The sequence below is a fragment of the Paraburkholderia aspalathi genome, from assembly GCF_905220735.1.
Classification (GTDB): Bacteria; Pseudomonadota; Gammaproteobacteria; order Burkholderiales; family Burkholderiaceae; genus Paraburkholderia; species Paraburkholderia aspalathi.
In genome coordinates this window covers 1-19447 of sequence record NZ_CAJNBA010000006.1, presented here as the reverse complement: position 1 = coordinate 19447, position 19447 = coordinate 1, and the positions used below count along the sequence as shown (strand labels likewise).

General features: G+C 63.4%; 20 protein-coding genes. 12 read left to right on the top strand and 8 right to left on the bottom strand.

Features of this window, described 5'->3' with window-relative positions:
- Positions 1 to 124: 124 nt before the first annotated feature.
- On the bottom strand, positions 125 to 1660 hold the full coding sequence (gene flgA, locus KHO30_RS29345; RefSeq protein ID WP_211703066.1) for a flagellar basal body P-ring formation chaperone FlgA: 1536 nt from the start codon (positions 1658 to 1660) through the stop codon (positions 125 to 127).
- A 218-nt stretch (positions 1661 to 1878) separates the two neighbouring features.
- Here flgA and flgB point away from each other — a divergent pair, with 218 nt between their 5' ends.
- The 12 genes from flgB to flgL all read left to right on the top strand — a co-directional run bounded on the left by flgB (position 1879) and on the right by flgL (position 14365).
- The gene (flgB, locus tag KHO30_RS29340) at positions 1879 to 2373 is read left to right on the top strand and encodes a flagellar basal body rod protein FlgB (protein WP_054038465.1); all 495 of its coding nucleotides are present in this window, start codon (positions 1879 to 1881) and stop codon (positions 2371 to 2373) included.
- A gap of 163 nt (positions 2374 to 2536) precedes the next feature.
- Complete coding sequence (flgC, locus tag KHO30_RS29335; RefSeq protein ID WP_093640844.1) at positions 2537 to 2962, top strand: flagellar basal body rod protein FlgC; 426 nt, start codon at positions 2537 to 2539, stop codon at positions 2960 to 2962.
- A gap of 10 nt (positions 2963 to 2972) precedes the next feature.
- A complete protein-coding gene (flgD, locus tag KHO30_RS29330) occupies positions 2973 to 3695 on the top strand; it encodes a flagellar hook assembly protein FlgD (protein WP_093640847.1) in 723 nt (240 codons plus the stop codon).
- A 43-nt stretch (positions 3696 to 3738) separates the two neighbouring features.
- Complete coding sequence (locus KHO30_RS29325) at positions 3739 to 5250, top strand: flagellar hook protein FlgE (protein ID WP_093640850.1); 1512 nt, start codon at positions 3739 to 3741, stop codon at positions 5248 to 5250.
- A 20-nt stretch (positions 5251 to 5270) separates the two neighbouring features.
- Positions 5271 to 6029, top strand: coding sequence for a flagellar basal-body rod protein FlgF (gene flgF / locus KHO30_RS29320; RefSeq protein WP_093640854.1), 759 nt, complete (start codon positions 5271 to 5273; stop codon positions 6027 to 6029).
- Between the two features lie 59 nt (positions 6030 to 6088).
- Positions 6089 to 6877 carry a flagellar basal-body rod protein FlgG gene (flgG, locus tag KHO30_RS29315; protein ID WP_054038459.1) on the top strand — a complete coding sequence of 263 codons (789 nt, stop codon included), beginning with the start codon at positions 6089 to 6091 and terminating at the stop codon, positions 6875 to 6877.
- A 36-nt stretch (positions 6878 to 6913) separates the two neighbouring features.
- Positions 6914 to 7612, top strand: coding sequence for a flagellar basal body L-ring protein FlgH (flgH, locus tag KHO30_RS29310; RefSeq protein ID WP_093640857.1), 699 nt, complete (start codon positions 6914 to 6916; stop codon positions 7610 to 7612).
- Between the two features lie 2 nt (positions 7613 to 7614).
- Complete coding sequence (locus KHO30_RS29305; RefSeq protein WP_244864160.1) at positions 7615 to 8811, top strand: flagellar basal body P-ring protein FlgI; 1197 nt, start codon at positions 7615 to 7617, stop codon at positions 8809 to 8811.
- 12 nt (positions 8812 to 8823) lie between these two features.
- Entirely contained in the window at positions 8824 to 9822 is a 999-nt protein-coding gene (gene flgJ, locus KHO30_RS29300) for a flagellar assembly peptidoglycan hydrolase FlgJ (protein WP_093640860.1), read from the top strand.
- 410 nt (positions 9823 to 10232) lie between these two features.
- Positions 10233 to 11006 (top strand): flagellar brake protein, encoded by a 774-nt coding sequence (locus KHO30_RS29295; RefSeq protein ID WP_200653296.1) that lies wholly within the window; start codon positions 10233 to 10235, stop codon positions 11004 to 11006.
- 145 nt (positions 11007 to 11151) lie between these two features.
- On the top strand, positions 11152 to 13134 hold the full coding sequence (gene flgK, locus KHO30_RS29290; RefSeq protein WP_093640865.1) for a flagellar hook-associated protein FlgK: 1983 nt from the start codon (positions 11152 to 11154) through the stop codon (positions 13132 to 13134).
- Positions 13135 to 13144: 10 nt separating this feature from the next.
- Positions 13145 to 14365 carry a flagellar hook-associated protein FlgL gene (flgL, locus tag KHO30_RS29285; RefSeq protein WP_093640868.1) on the top strand — a complete coding sequence of 407 codons (1221 nt, stop codon included), beginning with the start codon at positions 13145 to 13147 and terminating at the stop codon, positions 14363 to 14365.
- A 76-nt stretch (positions 14366 to 14441) separates the two neighbouring features.
- Here the strand turns inward: flgL and fliR are convergent, their stop codons facing one another.
- Genes fliR through fliL form a run of 7 tightly spaced genes read right to left on the bottom strand, consistent with a single transcriptional unit; the run spans position 14442 to position 19068 of the window.
- Positions 14442 to 15224: a flagellar biosynthetic protein FliR gene (gene fliR / locus KHO30_RS29280; protein ID WP_200621685.1), complete on the bottom strand. Its 783-nt coding sequence runs from the start codon at positions 15222 to 15224 to the stop codon at positions 14442 to 14444.
- A gap of 46 nt (positions 15225 to 15270) precedes the next feature.
- Positions 15271 to 15540 carry a flagellar biosynthesis protein FliQ gene (gene fliQ, locus KHO30_RS29275; RefSeq protein ID WP_093640874.1) on the bottom strand — a complete coding sequence of 90 codons (270 nt, stop codon included), beginning with the start codon at positions 15538 to 15540 and terminating at the stop codon, positions 15271 to 15273.
- Between the two features lie 38 nt (positions 15541 to 15578).
- Positions 15579 to 16421: a flagellar type III secretion system pore protein FliP gene (gene fliP / locus KHO30_RS29270; RefSeq protein ID WP_093640876.1), complete on the bottom strand. Its 843-nt coding sequence runs from the start codon at positions 16419 to 16421 to the stop codon at positions 15579 to 15581.
- Positions 16421 to 17056 (bottom strand): flagellar biosynthetic protein FliO, encoded by a 636-nt coding sequence (gene fliO, locus KHO30_RS29265; protein ID WP_093640879.1) that lies wholly within the window; start codon positions 17054 to 17056, stop codon positions 16421 to 16423. The genes fliP and fliO overlap by 1 nt, the downstream gene beginning before the upstream one ends.
- On the bottom strand, positions 17053 to 17517 hold the full coding sequence (gene fliN / locus KHO30_RS29260) for a flagellar motor switch protein FliN (RefSeq protein WP_093640882.1): 465 nt from the start codon (positions 17515 to 17517) through the stop codon (positions 17053 to 17055). The genes fliO and fliN overlap by 4 nt, the downstream gene beginning before the upstream one ends.
- A complete protein-coding gene (gene fliM, locus KHO30_RS29255) occupies positions 17510 to 18508 on the bottom strand; it encodes a flagellar motor switch protein FliM (RefSeq protein ID WP_093640885.1) in 999 nt (332 codons plus the stop codon). Before fliM ends, fliN begins: the two co-directional genes overlap by 8 nt.
- A 53-nt stretch (positions 18509 to 18561) precedes the next feature.
- Positions 18562 to 19068 carry a flagellar basal body-associated protein FliL gene (fliL, locus tag KHO30_RS29250; RefSeq protein ID WP_200653292.1) on the bottom strand — a complete coding sequence of 169 codons (507 nt, stop codon included), beginning with the start codon at positions 19066 to 19068 and terminating at the stop codon, positions 18562 to 18564.
- Positions 19069 to 19447: the final 379 nt, after the last annotated feature.

Genomic DNA, 19447 nt, shown 5'->3' with positions numbered 1-19447 from the left:
TTGCCTCGTCTTTCAAGACGATCCGGCCCCACGACCGGTTCGACATCCACTGCGCCAGCCGTGCCGGCCGCCGCGCGTGAATCCACGCTAGCGGACGGGTTGCCTGGCTTACAGTCGGCCCGCTTCACAACTGAATCTCCACCGTCGAACCATCCTTGACGATGCCGGAGATGATCTGGCCGTTGGCCGTCTTCACCCGCACTTGCTGGCCCGGCGACGCGTTGTTCATCGCGCTGCCTTCGGCCGAAATCGCAAAACCGTCGCCCGCTGCGACCACTCGCACCGTTTGTCCGATCGACACCGACGACGCGCTTTTCAGCATGTCGCGGCGCAGCGGCATGCCGCCGGCGATGCGCACGAGCGACACCGACCCGACTACTTGTGACGGATCCGTGACGATCGCCTGCGGCAAACCGGTCAGGTCGCCGTCGCGTGCGACGAGGTCGGCGGAGGTGAACACTTCGCCTGGCGCCATTGCACGGGCGGCCAGATAGTAGGTGGCGCGCAGCGAAATGCGCGCTTGCAGATAGATGGTCCAGGGCCGTTCGCCGGCGCAGCGTACCCCGACGGTCATGCGGCCCCACAAGCGCGCGCCGCTGGGCATGAAAGGTTCGAGCATCGTGCAGGCCGCGAGTCCGCGCGGAAACGCCGGCGCGACGGTAATTTCGACCTTGCCCGGCAAGCCCGCCGATTGCTGCTGCAGGAAGGCGAGCGCTGCACTGCGAATCGCCTCGGAGTCTTGCTGGCCGGCCAGCGGGACGGGTTGCGCCACCGCTGCGGGCCGCAGATTCTGTTGCGCGACAGCCGGCGCCACCTGACGCATCGACGGCGTGCGGGCGATGGTGGCCGGCGGCGTCGGCATCGGCGCGGATGTCGGCGCGGCTACCGCCGTGGTCACGATGGGTTTGCCGTTCGCGCCCAGTTGCGGCGGCTCGCCGCGCGAAGCAAGACTGTCGAAGCCACCGGATGCGGACGCGGGCGTGCTGGCGGCTACGCCGTTAGGCGCATTGGCGACGACCGACTGCACACCGCCGGTTTGCCGCCCGGCATTGAGCGCCGGCGTCACCACAACCGGCACGACCTGACGCGTGCCCGGCGTCACATTGATACGCGCAATCCCGGCCGGCGGGTTAGTCGCAGCCGCGGCCGCATTGGCGCTTCCCGGCGCGGGAATCGTCACGACTCCGTTCGCGTCCGGCTTGAAACTGGTACGGATCATTTGCGGCGCGGCAGGCGGCTCGCCTGCGCCCGGAATGACGATCGAGCCGCTCGCATTGGCGGCGCGCGTGAATTGATCGGCGTCGCGCGCGACCGGCCCGGGCGTCAGCGACTGCGCGGTAGCGGCGGCGAGCGTCGCGGCGGAGCCCGTGCGTTTCGCGGGCGTTGCCTCCATCTGCGCGGCCAGATCGTTGAGCGCGGCCGGATTCTTTTCGCCTGGACCTGGAATCACGATCGGACCACCGGCGTCCTGAGCCTGCTGGGCCTGGGTCGAGGCAGGCAGCAGCACGATGCCGCCGGCGACCCATACGACGAGATTCACAACCAGACGCGTCAGAAGACGGGATGCACCACGCGAAGCACGCCGCACCGGGCCCGCACTCACGCGATGCGCCGCCACGCAGCTTGCGCGGCGCGTCGGATCGAAGGTGGGCTGGTCCATCGTGTTTCTCCATCGAATGCATCGGTACGCCTTGCATTCTAGTGAGCGGGCCCATTGCGCAAACGTTGAATAGAAGCCCCCTTTCCCGGTTATTCGTCCGATTGCCACTTGCGTTCGGCCCATAAGATGCACTTCATGCAAAAAGGTCTTCCCGGCCGACGCAATCCTTACGCGACGCACAAAACGGGAAGCCTCGGGAACGTTCTCCGGAGATTTCTATGCTGGACAAACTCGATGCCGAATTCGCCTTTGGCCGCCAGGCGCTCGATGTACGCGCTTACCGGCAGGAACTGCTGTCGTCGAATATCGCCAACGCCGACACCCCCGGGTACAAGGCGCGCGACGTCGACTTCGCCTCGTCGCTGGCCGGCGCGCTGAAGAAGACCGGCGGCGGTGCGGGCACGGGCGCCTCGAACAACTCGACGCTCGCCATGACGCAGCCCGCAGGGGTGACGAGCGGCATGTCGATGGTGTCGACCGCGCCGGGTCACATGTCCGGCAAGACGACGCTGACGCCGACCGGCGGTACGCCGGACGACTACGGCAATCTGCAGTACCGCATTCCGACGCAACCCGCGCTCGACGGCAACACGGTCGACATCGATACGGAGCGCGTGCAGTTCGCGGACAACACGTTGCACTTCGAATCGGGCATGACGGTGCTGTCAGGCCAGATCAAGACGATGCTCGCGGCAATCCAGTCGGGTTCGTAAATAGCCGGCACGACGATCGGCGCAGTACCAGATACGCAGTACGCAGGAACAAATCGCTACGGGATTTAACTTGAAATCGGGTCGAACCGTGCAACTGCGTTGCATGGGACCAGAGTAAGCGCTAAAGCGCGAACTCTGGTCGACACAGGAGAGGTCAGGAAACATGCCATCTTTAATGAACATCTTTGGTGTTGCAGGCTCCGCGATGTCAGCGCAGTCGCAGCGGCTCAACGTGACGGCGTCGAATCTCGCCAACGCGGACAGCACGACCGGCCCGGACGGCCAGCCGTACAAGGCCAAGCAGGTCGTGTTCGCGGTCAGCCCGATCGGTGGCGCACGCACGGGCTCCGGCCAGCAGATCGGCGGCGTGCAGGTTACCGGTGTGGTCGACGACCCGACGCCGATGAAGACCGCCTACGACCCCGGCAACCCGGCGGCTAATTCAGACGGTTACGTCACGCTGCCTAACGTCGACCCGGTGCAGGAAATGGTCAACATGATCTCGGCCTCGCGCTCGTACCAGGCCAACGTCGAGACCCTGAATACCGCCAAGACACTGATGTTGAAAACGCTCACGATCGGAACCTGAGGAGAATTCCTTGACCACCAACACCACCATCGGCAGCAGCGGCACGAACGTGTCGCAAACGCTGCTCGATACGATGAACGGCACGAGCAGCGCCTCGAGCTCGACCAGTTCCAGCGGCAGCACGTCGGGCACCTCGGCGACCGATCTGCAGAATACTTTCCTGCAGCTGCTCGTTGCGCAGCTGAAGAATCAGGATCCGACCAATCCGATGGACAGCTCGCAGATGACCTCGCAGCTGGCGCAGATCAATACGGTGTCGGGCATCAGCCAGCTGAACACGACGCTCACCTCGCTCGCTACGCAGATGTCGGCAGGCCAGCAGTCGCAAGCCGCGCTGCTGATCGGCTCGACCGTGCTCGCGCCCGGCAGCTCGGTGTCGGTTGCAAGCGGCAAGGCCGGCGCGTTCGGCGTGCAGCTCGCCAACTCGGTGAGCGACCTGCAGGTGGTCGTGAAGAACTCGGCGGGCACGATCGTCAACACGATCGACCTCGGCAAGCAGTCGGCGGGCACGATTCCGGTGGGCTGGACGCCGACCGATTCGGCCGGCAACACGCTGCCCGACGGGAGCTACACGATCAGCGCGGTCGGCACGATCAACGGTCAGCAGGCAACGGCCACGACGCTCACGGGCGCGACGGTGCAAAGCGTCGTCATGCAGAGCAGCGGTACGCCGGGCCTCGTGCTGTCGAACGGCACGACCGTGGGGCTGACCAGCGTCGCCGCCATCCTCTGATTCAGATTCTGTCAGTTACGACTTTCCAGATACGGAGACCGTTATGGGTTACCAACAAGGTTTGAGTGGTTTGTCCGCATCGTCGAGCGACCTCGACGTGATCGGCAACAACATTGCCAACGCGAACACGGTTGGCTTCAAGAGCGGCGCGGCGCAATTCGCCGACATGTACGCCAATTCGGTGGCGACCGCCGTGGGCAACCAGGTCGGCATCGGCACCAAGCTCTCTGAAGTGCAACAGCAGTTCTCGCAAGGCACGATCACCAGCACGAACCAGGCGCTCGACGTCGCGATCAACGGCAACGGCTTCTTCCAGCTGTCGAACAACGGCTCGCTGGTGTACTCGCGCAACGGCGTGTTCCAGCTCGACAAGAACGGCAACATCACCAACGCGCAAGGCCTGCAACTGATGGGCTACGCCGCGAACAGCGCGGGCGTCATCAACACCGCGCAAACCGTGCCGCTCAGCGTGCCGACCGCGAACATCGCGCCGCAAGCCACCACCAAGATCGTCGCCGGTTTGAACCTGAATGCGCAGGATCCGCTGATGCTCGGCACGCCCGCCGTGACGGCCGGCGGCACCAACGCGGGCACGCTCACGACGACCGGCGCGACCATCACGAACACCGCGTCGGGCACGAACAACGACAACTACACCGTCAACTTCACAAGCCCGACGACCTACACCGTCACCGACAGCACGCTCGGCACCACGACCGCCTCCGCTACGTACACAGCAGGCACCGCGATCCAGCTCGGCAACGGCCAAACCATCACGTTCAGCGGCACGCCGGCGACCGGCGACAGCTACGCGATCGCGCCGACCCCGGTGGCATTCAACCAGAACAGCTCGTCGACGTACAACTACTCGACCAGCACGACGGTCTATGACTCGCTTGGCGGTTCGCAAACGGTCAACATGTATTTCGCCAAGACCTCGGCCGGCACGTGGAACGTGTACGCGGGCACCTCGACCGGCACCGCGAGCCTGGTCGGTCACGCGAACTTCAACTCGTCGGGCACGCTGCTCGGCACGACCAACGCGGCCGGTACGGCCACCACCACCCCGTTCGTCTTCAACTTCAACATTCCGACCACCGACGGTTCGTCGACGCCGCAGAGCCTGACGTTGAACATCGCCGGCACGACGCAATACGGCGGCAAGGACGGCGTGAACTCGCTGCAGCCCGACGGCTTCGCAGCCGGCACGCTGACGAGCTTCACGATCGGCGCCGACGGCACGTTAACCGGTAATTACTCGAACCAGCAAACCGCGGCGCTCGGCCAGGTCGTGCTCGCGAACTTCTCGAACCAGAATGGCCTCGTGAATCTGGGCAACAACGAGTTCCAGCAGACCTCGCAATCGGGTGTCGCGCAGATCTCCACACCGGGCTCGACCAACCACGGCGTGCTGCAGGGCGGCGCGGTGGAAAACTCGAACGTCGATCTGACGAGCGAACTGGTGAACCTGATCACCGCGCAACGCAACTATCAGGCGAACGCGCAGACGATCAAGACCCAGCAGACCGTCGACCAGACCCTGATTAACCTGTAAGCGACCGGGACTAACCCATCATGGATCGGCTGATCTACACCGCGATGTCGGGCAGCACGCAAGCGCTCGAACAGCAGGCTATCGTTGCCAACAACCTGGCGAACGCCTCGACCACCGGCTTCCGCGCGCAGCTTGCGACTTTCCGCGCCGTGCCGATGGGGTTCGGCGACGGCAGTTCGATCAACGACGACACCACGCGCACCTTCGTGCTGTCGTCGACGCCGGGCGCCGACTACACGCCGGGGCCGATCCAGCAGACGGGCAACCCGCTCGACGTGGCGATTCAGGGGCCGGGCTGGCTGGCGGTGCAAACCGCTGACGGCAACGAGGCTTATACGCGCGCCGGCAATCTGCACGTCGACGAGAACGGTCAACTGGTGAACGCCATGAACCAGACGGTGCTCGGCAACGGCGGTCCGGTATCGGTGCCGCCGGGTGCGGAAATCACCATTGGCAAGGACGGTACGGTGTCCGCGCTGACGCCGGGCGATCCGCCGACGGCGGTGGTGACGGTCGATCAGCTGAAGCTGGTGAATCCGGATCCGCAAACCATGACGCGCGGCGACGACGGCCTCTTTCGCACCGCCGACGGCAATGCCGCCGACGCCGATCCGGCCGTCACGCTGGCGCCGGCATCGCTTGAAGGCAGCAACGTGAATCCGGTCAGCGCGATGGTCGCGATGATCACCAACGCTCGCCAGTTTCAGATGCAGACCAAGCTGCTGGAAAACGCGGACAAGAACGATCAGTCCGCCAACCAGCTGCTCAGCTTTAGCTAACGGGATGGGACCGGAGTAAGCGCTAAAGCGCCAACTCCGGTCGACAAAGGAGAAGAATAGTGAATCGCTCGCTCTACATCGCCGCCACCGGCATGAATGCGCAACAGTCGCAGATGGACGTGATTTCGAACAACCTCGCGAACGTCAGCACCAACGGCTTCAAGGGCTCGCGCGCGGTGTTCGAGGATCTGCTGTATCAGACCATCCGTCAGCCGGGTGCGAACTCGACGCAAAACACCGAACTGCCGTCCGGCATCCAGCTCGGCACCGGTGTGCAACAGGTCGCGACCGAACGTCTCTACACGCAGGGCAACCTGCAGCAGACCGGCAACTCGAAAGACGTCGCCATCAACGGTCAGGGCTTTTTCCAGGTGCAGATGCCCGACGGCACGACCGCCTACACGCGTGACGGTTCGTTCCAGACCAATGCGCAAGGCCAGCTCGTCACGTCGAGTGGTTATCAGGTGATTCCGGCGATCACGATTCCGACCAACGCGACCTCGCTGACCATCGGCAGCGACGGCGTGGTGTCGATCACCGTCGCCGGCTCGACCAACAGCCAGCAGCTCGGCTCGATGCAGATCGCCACCTTCATCAACCCGGCCGGTCTGGATGCGAAGGGTGAAAACCTGTTCTCGGAAACGGCTTCGTCGGGTGCGCCGAACGTCGCGCAACCGGGCCTGAACGGCGCCGGCACGCTGAATCAGGGTTACGTGGAAGCATCGAACGTGAATGTGGTGCAGGAACTGGTGAACATGATCCAGACGCAGCGCGCTTACGAAATCAACAGCAAGGCCGTGACGACTTCCGACCAGATGCTGCAGACCCTCAGCCAGATGCAGGTTTAAGGCCAGGGACTGGGAATTAACAGGCGGTAATCAAAGATGTCGCACTTCACTCGTAATCCGGTTCACTCGCGTACCGCTCAGGCGCTCGTGCAGCTCACGCTGCTCACGGCACTGGGTGGCTGCGGCCTCGTGCCGAAGCAGCCGATCACCCAGCAGCCGATGACGGCCGTTCCGCCGATGCCGCCGCAAGCACAGTCGCCGGGCTCGATCTTCAATCCGGGTTACGCGGGCCGGCCGCTGTTCGAAGATCAGCGGCCGCGCAATGTGGGCGACATCCTGACGATCGTGATTCAGGAAAACGTCAACGCGACGAAGTCGTCGGGCGCCAACGCGAATCGCTCGGGCAACACCAACTTCAACGTGCCGACCGCGGGCTTCCTCGGCGGCCTGTTCGGCAAGACCAACCTGAGCGCAACCGGCGGCAACGCGTTCCAGGGCACTGGCGGCGCGAACGCGTCGAACACTTTCAACGGCACGATCACCGTGACGGTGACCGGCGTGCTGCCGAACGGCAACCTGATGGTGAGCGGCGAAAAGCAGATGCTGATCAACCAGGGCGATGAATTCGTGCGCTTCTCCGGCGTGGTGAATCCGAACACGATCTCCAACCTGAACGCCGTCTACTCGACCCAGGTGGCCGACGCAAAGATCGAATACTCCGCGAAGGGCTATCTCAACGAAGCCGAGAACATGGGCTGGTTGCAGCGGTTCTTCCTCAACGTGTCGCCGTGGTGATCATGCGTACCGTCTCCTTCCGCTCCGGCCGCCTCAGCCGCTTCACACGACTCGTTCAGCTCGGCCGTGCTGTGGCGTTCTTCGCGCTCGCCTGCGCTGCGTTGCCGGTGGTGACGCCCGCGCATGCCGAACGCCTGAAGGACCTCGTGCAGATCCAGGGCGTGCGCGACAACCCGCTGATCGGCTACGGCCTTGTCGTCGGTCTCGACGGCACGGGCGACCAGACCACGCAGACGCCGTTCACCACGCAGACGCTCGCCAACATGCTGGCGAACCTCGGCATCTCGATCAACAACCAGGCGGCGGGCTCGACCAACCAGCAGTCGTCGCTATCGAACATCCAGTTGAAGAACGTCGCCGCGGTGATGGTGACGGCTGTGCTGCCACCGTTCGCGCGTCCCGGCGAAGCGATCGACGTGACGGTCTCCTCGCTCGGCAACGCCAAGAGCCTGCGCGGCGGCACGCTGCTGCTGACGCCGCTCAAGGGTGCCGACGGCCAGGTGTATGCGCTCGGCCAGGGCAACCTGGCGGTGGGCGGCGCCGGTGCGAGCGCGAACGGTAGCAAGGTGCAGGTGAATACGCTGGCCGCGGGCCGCATCGCCGGCGGCGCGATCGTCGAACGCGCGGTGCCGACCTCGGTATCGCAAGCGGGCACGATGCAGCTCGACCTGAACGACATGGACTACGACACCACGCAGCGCGTCGTGGCCGCGGTGAACAACGCGTTCGGCAGCGGCACCGCCATGGCGCTCGACGGCCGCACGATCCAACTGCGCGCGCCGTCCGATCCGGAGCAGCAGGTCGCCTTCATGGCGCAATTGCAGAACCTCGACGTCAAGCCGGCGCAGGCCGCCGCGAAGGTGATCCTGAACGCGCGCACCGGCTCGATCGTGATGAACCAGATGGTCACGCTGCAAACCTGCGCGGTGGCGCACGGCAATCTCTCGGTGGTGATCAATACGCAGCCGGTGGTGAGTCAGCCGGGTGCATTCTCGAACGGCCAGACGGTGGTGGCCAAGCAGTCGCAGATTCAGATGAAGCAGGACAACGGCGCACTGAAGATGGTGACCGCCGGCGCCAATCTCGCCGATGTGGTGAAGGCGCTCAACGCACTGGGTGCGACGCCCGCGGATCTGATGTCGATCCTGCAGGCCATGAAAGCGGCGGGCTCTTTGCGCGCCGACCTGGAAATCATCTAAGGAAGACAACAGATGAATTCGGATACGACCAACTCCGCCAATGCGGCGAACGACCTGACCCAGCGCTTCGCGCTCGACGTGCAGGGCTTCGGCAAGCTGAGCGCACAGGCCAAGGCTTCGCCGCAAGCCGGCATGAAGATGGCCGCGCAGCAGTTCGACGCGGTGTTCACCCAGATGATGCTGAAGAGCATGCGCGATGCGACGCCACAGGATGGCCCGTTCGATTCGCATGACAGCGCCACCTTCACGTCGATGATGGATCAGCAGTTGTCGCAACAGCTGTCGCAGAAGGGCATTGGTGTCGCCGACGCGATGCTCAAGCAGATGATGCGCAATCAGGGCATGCAGGTGGGCGGCGCGAGCGGCGCAGGCGGCGGACTCACCGGCATGGCCAATGCGCTTGGTGGCGGCAGCGGCGGCGACGAAGGCCAGACCGCGGCGTTGAACGCGCTCGCGAAGGCTTACGGCAACGCGCAAGCCAACGGCCAACTGGCGATGGGCAAGGGCTACTCGGCCAACAGCGCGCTGACTCCGCCGATCAGAGGCGACGGCAGTTCGCCGAAGGTCGATGCCTTCGTCGACAAGCTCGCCGAGTCGGCTCAAGCGGCCAGCGCGGCAACCGGCATTCCGGCGCGCTTCATCATCGGCCAGGCCGCGCTCGAATCGGGCTGGGGCAAGAGCGAGATCAGGAAGTCGGACGGCACGACCAGCCACAACGTGTTCGGCATCAAGGCGACCAAGGACTGGACCGGCAAGACCGTCTCGACAGTCACGACTGAGTATGTGCACGGCAAGCCGCAGCGCACCGTCGAAAAATTCCGTGCGTACGATTCGTACCAGGAAGCGATGACCGACTACGCGAGCATGCTGAAGGGCAACCCGCGTTATGCTCAGGTGATCAATTCCGCGCATGACGTGAATGGCTTTGCCAACGGCATGCAACGCGCGGGTTACGCGACCGATCCGCATTACGCGAAAAAGCTGATGTCCATCATGCAGAAAATGGGCTGACCTGCCGTTAATGCAGGTGCGCAGTCGCACTCGGCTGCGCAGCCGGTGAGTTTAAGCAGTTTGATTTTCTTGAATAAAGTATGCACGCGACGGGGCCAGGTGCATAACAAGACGGAGGAGGCCGGCCGCCTACGGGCGGCCGGTCCACCCGCATAACCGGCGTGATGGCTGCCGGTATTCAATGCACACGGATTCCACTGCCGGAATATCGGCGTTTAACGTTTGCGGCAAATATTTCATTACACGGCCCTAAATTTTGGCTGAATGCTGCCGCTAATCAGTTAGACCCGATACCGGAAAGCATTTAATGTCCGGTTGAACGCGCGTGCTGCGGCTTCGATGAAGACCGCGCGAAAGCCCCGGCAGGAGCCCTGGCACGCGCCCGCAAGAACATGCATACCGGCAAGCCCATGGATACTACCCAGTCGCACGCCCAGACCGACGCACACGGCCAGTCGCACGCCACGCTCGATGAAAGCGCGCCCGATTTCGGCCGCCGCAATCCGCTGGAGATTGGCGTTCAGTTACGCAACCTAGTCAATCGAGGCGATTTCCTAACCGTCGAATATGTGGGCGGTCAGCTCGTGACGCGCCTGCTCGATGTCGACGTGCGCGCACGCACCTTCACTTTCGATTGGGGCGCGCTCTCCGAACAGAACAGAGGCTTGTTGGGCGCGCCGCGCTGCCAGTTCCACGCTTCGCCTGACGGCGTGCGCGTCGAGTTCGCCACCGGCACCCCGCGCGAAACCCGCTATGAAGGACTGCCCGCATTCGAGTCCGACTTCCCCGAAGTGCTGTTCTACGTGCAGCGCCGCGAGTATTTCCGCGTCGATGCGCCGATTCTCGATCCGTATATGTGCTCCGGCCGTTTGCCCGAAGGCGATACGTTCCGCTTCGAAGTGCACGATCTGTCGCTCGGCGGCGTCGGCATGCGCACCGCGGACGAACGCGTGGCCGAATTGCCGATGGGCACGCGGCTGCAGGATTGCGAACTGTTTCTCGGCTCGCTCGGCCGCCTTTCGCTCGATCTGCAACTGGTGTCGCACCGTTCCACCGCGTTGCCGAACGGCACGCAGCGCTATCAACTCGGCTTCCGTTTTCTGACGCTGCCGGGCAGCGCCGAAAACACGCTGCAACGACTGATTACGCAACTCGAAATGAAGCGCCGCTCACTGGTGCGCTGAACGGCGCAAGAACCTTGCTGCACGCGCCTCGCAAACGTTGAAACAAGCATCGGAATGGCCCTCAATTTTTCTTCGCGGGGGCCGTTAAACAGGATGTTCAAGTAACGCGGCGGCAAGTGGTCGGTGTCGCCCTTCAGGATGACGCATGTCGAGCAACCTCATCAATCTCGGACTCAGTGGACTGAACGCAGCCCAGTGGGGACTTACGACGACCGGCCAGAACATCAGCAACGCGTCGACGCCGGGCTACACGATCGAAACGCCGGTCTATGCGGAAGCCGGTGGCCAATACACGGGTTCCGGTTTTTTGCCGCAGGGCGTCTCGACCGTCACCGTGACGCGCCAGTACAGCCAGTACCTGACCACTGAGCTGAACAATGCGCAGAGCTCGGGCAGCTCGCTGTCGGCGTACAACACGATGATCTCGCAGCTGAACAATCTGATCGGCAGCCCGACTGCCGGCATTGCGAGCGCGATCACCAGCTATTTCACCGGTCTGCAAAACGTCTCGAACAACGCCTCGAGTCTGGCCACCCGCCAGACCGCGATGAGCGGCGCGCAGACGCTCGCGAACCAGATCAATGCCGCGGGTCAGCAATACGACTCGCTGCGCCAGAGCGTCAACACGCAGCTCAGCAACACCGTTTCGCAGATCAACAGCTACACGCAGCAGATCGCCCAGCTGAACGGGCAGATCGCCGCCGCCAGCTCGCAAGGTCAACCGCCGAACCAGCTGATGGATCAACGCGATCAGGCTGTGTCGAACCTGTCGCAACTGATCGGCGTGAACGTCGTGAACAGCAACGGCAGCTATAGCGTGTTCATGGGCAACGGCCAGCCGCTCGTGTCGTCCACCAACAGCTACAACCTGGGCACCGCGCCTTCGACTGGCGACACCAGCGAACTGTCGGTGCAGTATCTCGGCCTCGCCGGTGCGAACCCGGCCGCCGCGCCGCAAGATCTGCCTGACAGCAAAGTCACGGGCGGCACACTCGGTGGCCTGCTCGCATTCCGCAGCCAGACGCTCGATCCGGCCGAAGCGCAGCTCGGCGCGATTGCGGTGAGCTTCGCTTCGCAGGTCAACGCGCAGAACAGCCTCGGCATTACGCTTGCCGGCGCCCAGGGCGGCGCGCTGTTCTCGGTAGGCAGCCCGACCGTCTACGCGAATACGCAGAACACCGGCAACGCGTCGCTGAGCGTCTCGTTCGCGAATTCCGCGCAGCCGACCACCGGCGATTACACGCTGGCCTATAACGGCACCACCTACACGCTGACCGACAATTCGAGCGGCGCGGTGGTGGGCTCGGCGACCAATCTGAGCCAGCCGATCAACGGCCTGAATTTCTCGACCACCGGCACGATGAACCCCGGCGATTCGTTCACGGTCGAACCGACCCGTGGGGCGCTGAACAGCTTCAACACCGCGACCACGGATCCTTCGGCGATCGCCGCTGCCGCACCGGTACTCGGTACCGCAACGGCGAGCAATACCGGCACGGGCACGATCACGCAAGGCACGGTGACGGCCGGCTACACGATGCCGAATGCGACCACTACGCTGTCGTACAACGGCACGGGCCTGACCGGCTTCCCGGCGAACTCGACGGTAACGGTGACGGCCGGCACGCCGCCGACCACCACCACCTACAACACCGCCACGACGCCCGTCATTCCGTATTCGGCGACCACCGGCGCGACGCTGACGATCAACAACGCGACAGCCGGCAGCATGAACGGCGTGACGGTGACGATCAGCGGCGCACCGGCTAGCGGCGACACGTTCACCATCGGCCCGAATACCGGCGCGAACAACGACGGCCGCAATGCGCTGGCGCTGTCGAACCTGTCCTCGGCGAAGGCTTTGGCCGGCGGCACGGTCACGCTGACGGGCGCGTATGCGAACTACGTCAACCAGGTCGGCAACCAGACCAACCAGATTCAGACCTCGAGCACGGCGCAGACCTCGCTGGTGACGCAGATCACCACCGCGCAGCAGTCGGTCTCGGGCGTGAACATCAACGAAGAAGCAGCCAACCTGCTTCAGTATCAGCAGCTCTATCAGGCGAACAGCAAAGTCATCCAGACTGCGCAGACCCTGTTCCAGACGATACTTGGCATCTTCCAGTGAGGCGTTGAACATGCGCATCTCCAGTACGCAGTACTTCAATATGAACGTGGCGACGATGAGCGATCAGCAAGCTCAGTTGTCGCAGTTGTATCAAGAGATCTCGAGCGGTGTGAGCCTCTCCACGCCGTCGGACAATCCGCTCGGCGCGGCGCAGGCAGTGCTGTTGAGCTCGACGGCGACGAGCCTGTCGCAGTACACGACCAACCAGAGCACGGCGCTCGCGTCGCTGCAGCAGGAAGATTCGACGCTCGGCAGCGTCAACACCGTGTTGCAGAGCATTCACACACTGGTGCTGCGTGCTGGCGACGGTTCGCTGAACGACGGCGACCGTGGCTCGATCGCGACGCAATTGCAGAGCTTGCGCAGCCAGTTGATGACGCTCGCCAATGCGACCGACCCGCAGGGCAACGCCCTGTTCGGCGGATATCAAAGCACCGCGCAGCCGTACACCACCAACTCGGCCGGCGTCGTGGCCTATTCGGGCGATACCGGCACGCCGAGCATGCAGATCACGTCCTCGCACACCATTCAGACGGGTGACAACGGGATTGCGATCTTCGGCAGCGTGGCGGCGATCGGCACCAGCTCCGTGCCGGCGGCGACGACCGGCAATACGGGCACCGGCGTGATCAGCACGGTGAGCCTGACGAACCCGACCAATCCGGCCAATGCGGATACGTACAAGATCAACTTCTCGTCGGCGACTACCTACACGGTGACCCAGACCACGCCGACCGGTACGGTGACCACGGGCACGCCGCAAGCGTTCACGGCCGGCTCGGCGATTACGCTCGGCGGCCAGACGGTGAACATCACCGGCGCGCCGAACGCGGGCGACAGCTTCACGGTGACGCCGGCCACGCAAGGCAGCACGGATGTGTTCGCCAACCTGAGCCAGTTGATCACCACATTGCAAACGCCGGTGTCGGGCGGCGCTTCGACGGCGAGCTACCAGAGCGCGCTGACCACCAGCATGACCCAGCTCGAAAACACGATGAACAACGTCGTGACCGCGCAGGCGGCAGTAGGTGGCCGCGAGCAGGAAGTGCAGGCATTGCAGACGGTCACGCAAACCAACACATTGCAGACGTCGAGCAACCTCGCGGATCTGACGCAGACCGACATGGCCAAGACGATCGGCCAGTACACGATGACGCAGAACGCGTTGCAAGCGGCGCAGCAGGCGTTTGTGAAGATTCAGAGCGTCTCGCTGTTCCAGTACCTGAATTAAGCGAGCAGTCTGAAACGAAGAAGGGCGGAAGCCGGCGTGAGCCGGTTCCGCCCTTCTTCGTTTTGGGTAGGCTGCGCTACTTCAACCCCGCCGCCACGCGCCCCATCTGATCGAGGCCGACGTCGAACAGGCGCATGAAAAACGGAATCATGTTCGGGATCATCAGTTGCAGGAGCAGCATGCCGATCAGCATCGTCAGCGGAAAGCCGATCTGGAATACGCCGATTTGCGGTGCGGCGCGGTTCAGGATGCCGAGCGAGATATTAGTGATCAGGAGCGCGACGACCACCGGCAGCGACAGCAACAGGCCCGCCGAAAACACCGTGCTGCCGAAATTCGCCAGCGTGCGCCAGCCGGGCGCGCCCAGAATGTTCGCCGACACCGGCACGGACTGGAACGTGGTCAGGAGCGCGCTGATCATTTGCAGATGGCCGTCGATCACCAGAAATACCAGCATTGCGATGGTGTTCATGTAGCTCGACAGCACCTGGCTCGAACTGCTGGCCTGCGCATCGAAGAATGTCGCGAAGCCGAGACCCATGCCGAGGCCGACGAAATCGCCGGTGGCGCTGATTGCCATGAACACGATCTGCATCGTCATGCCGAGCGCGATGCCGATCAGGAACTGATTGACGATGATCCACACGCCTTCGGCGGAAAACACGGTGACCTGCGGTAGCGCGCCGAGCGTGGGCGCGACGATGATCGTGATGAAGGCCGCGAGGCCGATCTTCACGCGCGTGGGCAGCGAGCGGTTGCCGAGCACCGGTGCGGTCGCCACCAGCGCGAGAATCCGCACGAACGGCCACAGGAACGCCGTGAGCCAGACGTTCAGTTGGGCGTAGGTGACGGAAAACATGGCAGTGGGGAAGGGGGCAGGCGCCGAGCTGAGGCCGGGGCCGCGCTCAGTTGACGAGCGACGGGATGTTGGTGAGCGTCTGGCGCAGATAGTCAAGCATGGTCGTCAACATCCACGGACCGGCGATCACCATCGTGACGGCGATCGCGAGCAGCTTCGGAATGAACGACAGCGTGGTTTCGTTGATCTGCGTGGCGGCCTGGAACAGGCTCACCACCAGACCGACCACCAGCGCGACCAGCAGCAACGGCGCGGCAAGCAACAGGCCGACATACATGGCCTGGTGCGCGAGCGTCATGACGGATTCCTGATTCATGGCGTAGTACCGGAAGCGAGAAGAATTGAGTGAGCCCGTTAAACAAAGCTCTGCGCGAGCGAGCCGAGCAGCAGTTGCCAACCGTCGACCAGCACGAACAGCATCAGCTTGAACGGTAGCGAGATGGTGGCGGGCGACACCATCATCATCCCCATCGACATCAGCACGCTCGCCACCACCATGTCGATGATGAGGAACGGGATGAAAATCGTGAAGCCGATCTGGAAGCCCGTTTTCAGTTCGCTCGTCACGAACGACGGCACCAGCAGCGACAGCGGCACGTCTTCCGGGCCTTGCATGGGCGCTGCATGCGAGATGCGGGCGAACAGGGCGAGATCGCTTTCGCGGGTCTGGCGCAGCATGAAGGTCTTGAACGGCGCCAAGCCGCGGCTGACTGCGGTCTCCATCGGCATCGAGCCTTCGGAGAAAGGTTTGTAGCCGTCGTTATAGGCCTTGTCGAGTACCGGCGACATCACGAACAGCGTGAGGAACAGCGCGAGACCGACCAGCACCTGGTTAGGCGGCGTGGTGGTGGTGCCGAGCGCCTGACGCAGCAGCGACAACACGATGATGATGCGCGTGAAGCTCGTCATCATCAGCACCATCGCCGGCAGGAACGACAGCATCGTGAGCAGCAGCATCGTCTGCACGCTCAGCGAATACGTCGTACCGCCATTCGGACCCGGGCTCGTATTGAAGGCCGGCAAGCCGGCGGTTTGCGCGAACGACAGCGTCGGCAGCGCGAGCATCAGCGCCGGCAACACGACTGGCGCGACGCGGCGCAGGACGGGAATGACTTTCGAGGCGGCGCGGGACATGCGAGTGGCGTGCGTTTGATGTGCTGATTGCACGGGGTGCGCTGATAGAAGACTGAACTGCATTACCGATCCCCGTTGCCTTGCCCGTTGAAACGTTTGCCCACTTCGCCTTTTAAAGCATCGCGAAAGCGTTGGCCGAAGGTGCCGGGCAGTGCTGAGCCTTTACTCGATGCGTCCGATGCGCCGGGTTGCGTGCCTGCGACCGGATCGAGCGCGGCCGAACCGGCGGGCATGGTGTGCAGCAGACGCACATTGCCGGGGGCCGTGCCGAGCACGAGCCACGTATCGCCGATCTCCACCACCGCGACCCGCTCCTTGCCGCCGAGCGAGGCGCCGCCGATCGTTTTCACGAGGCCGCCGCGATTGGCCGGCTGCAAGCCGAAGCGGCGCGCGAGCCATGCACAGGCGAACACCAGGCCGATCACGACCAGCAGGCCGACGATGGTTTGCAGCACCGCGCCGACGCCGAGCGCCGGAACGGCTGTACCAGCTCCCACACCCGAGGCGATTTTCGCGGCGTTGTTGACCGCGTTCATGTCGGCCGCGTGGGCGGCTGAAGGGGCGAGTGTCGCCACCGAGGTCACTGCGAACATCAGCGCCGGGGTGGCCGCTGCCGTCGTTGCCAGTGCTGCGAGCACAGCGCGATTGAGAACATTGCGCGACGCATGCAGCATGGCGCGACCGGCAACGCGTTTCATCGATTCAGCTTCCGGATACGTTCGGACGGCGTGATGATGTCGGTCAGACGGATGCCGAACTTGTCGTTCACGACCACCACTTCGCCCTGGGCGATCAGGCAGCCGTTGACCAGCACGTCCATCGGTTCACCTGCCATGCCGTCCAGTTCCACGACTGAGCCCTGCGCGAGTTGCAGCAGGTTGCGGATCGCGATCTTGGTGCGGCCGAGTTCGACGGTCATCTGGACGGGGATGTCCAGGATCATGTCGATGTCGTTGCGCGTCGAGGTCGGTTCGACCTTCGAGAGCGGCTGGAACACGCCGGCCGTGGTCGCGCTGACTTCCGTGTTGTCGTTCTGCTCGGCCAGCGCGCTGGCCCAGTCGGCCATCGCCGCTTCGTCTTCGGCGCTGGTTGCGTCGGCGGCCAGTTGCGGCTCGCCAGCGGCCAGTTCGGCCTCAGTCTTTGCGTTCAGGTCACTCATATCCACCATCCTTCATCGTGTCGGCTGCGCTGATCATTTTCTGGACCCGCAACGCGTACTGACCATTGAAAATTCCGTAGCCGCACTCCATCACCGGCACACCGTCGACTTTCGCCGTGATGTGTTCGGGGATGTTGATCGGCAGAACATCGCCCTTGCGCATGTTCAGGATCTGTTCGAACGTGACCGGTACCTGGGCCAGGTCGGCGGTCAGTTCCACTTCTGCTGCCTGCACCTGTTGCGACAGCACGCGGACCCAGCGGCGGTCGACTTCGAGCGCCTCGCCCTGGATCGGCGACGAGAGAATGTCGCGGATCGGCTCGATCATCGAATACGGCATGCAGATGTGCAGCGTGCCGCCCGTCGTGCCGAACTCGATCGAGAACTGCGTGACGATGACGATTTCGTTCGGCGTCGCCACGTTGGCGAACTGCGTATGCATTTCCGAGCGCACGAATTCGAACTGCAGCGGACGCACGCTTTTCCACGACGCCGCGTAGTGCTCGAACGTGAGGTTGAGCAGCTTCATGATGATGCGCTGCTCGGTTGCCGTGAAATCACGGCCTTCGACGCGGGTATGGAAACGCCCGTCGCCGCCGAACAGGTTGTCGACCACGAAGAACACCAGGTTCGGGTCGAACACGAACAGCGACGTGCCGCGCAACGGCTTCACGTGGACCAGGTTCAGGTTGGTCGGGATCGGCAGGTTGCGGGTGAACTCGCTGTACTTCTGCACTTTCACCGGGCCGACGGAAATTTCCGCCGAGCGCCGCATGAAGTTGAAGATACCGACGCGCAACAGACGCGCGAAGCGGTCGTTGATGATTTCGAGGCCGGGCATCCGGCCGCGGACGATGCGTTCCTGCGTCGCGATGTTGTACGGGCGTACACCCGCACGGTCGGTCTGCTCGGTTTCCGAGTCGGACTCGCCGGTGACGCCCTTGAGGAGGGCATCGACCTCCTCCTGGGACATGAACTCTTCGTGGCCCATTCCTTATTCCTCGTGCGTCCCGAAGCGGTTAATGATGGCAGCGCTAAATAACGTCACTGCACGACGAATTCGGTGAACAGCACGTCCTGGACGTGGATCGGCGCGGCGCCCTTATCGGTCGGCTCTTCGATCAGCGTCTGGAGTTCGGTGGCGAGAGCGCGTTTGCCTTCGAGCGGTGCGAGTTCTTCCGGATGTTTGTTCGACAGTGCGAGGAGGATGCGGCTACGCACTTCCGGCATATGGTCGGAGAGTTCCTGCTGGGTTTTCGGGTCGTTGAGCTTGAGCGTCAGGCCGATCCGCAGGAAGTGTTGCTGGCCGTCGTCCGATTGCAGGTTGACTGTCATCGATTCGAGCGGGAAGAAGAGCGGCACGGGGAGCGGCGCCGGTGCGGCGGCGGTTGTCGCTGACGCGGGGGCCGGGGTGCGTTTGGACATGAAGAACCACACACCCGCGCCGGCAGCGCCTGCGGCGATGATCGCGATGAGGACGATCAGGATGATGCGCTTCAAGGGGCCCGGGGAAGCGGGCGCGGCTTGCTGGTTTGCGGTCGTGGTTGCCATGAGGTTTGCTTTGCTTGCCTTTAGTGCTGGTGATGGTGATTGTTGTTGATTTGCCTGCGGCGCGATGGGTCGAAAAGAAGGGTTATTGAGGGCTATCTCTGGTTTTTGCCTTTCAGGCGGGGGATTGCCTGACGGCGCGGGATTTAGGTTTTTTGCCCTTTCAGGCGGAGGATTGGCTGCGCGGCGCTTTTGTCAGTGCTCGTAGGGCGTTGGCCTTTCCCTGATCTGGCTTTGGTGCCTTTCCTTGATTTGTTAGTGGTCTATTAGCGTTGCCCCTGTGCGGGGCGGCACTGTAGTGGTTCAATGAACCTGGACACCTCTAAAGGGGATAATTCTCCAACTGAGGTGAGAAATGAGCAGACGGAACATTCCTGAAGAA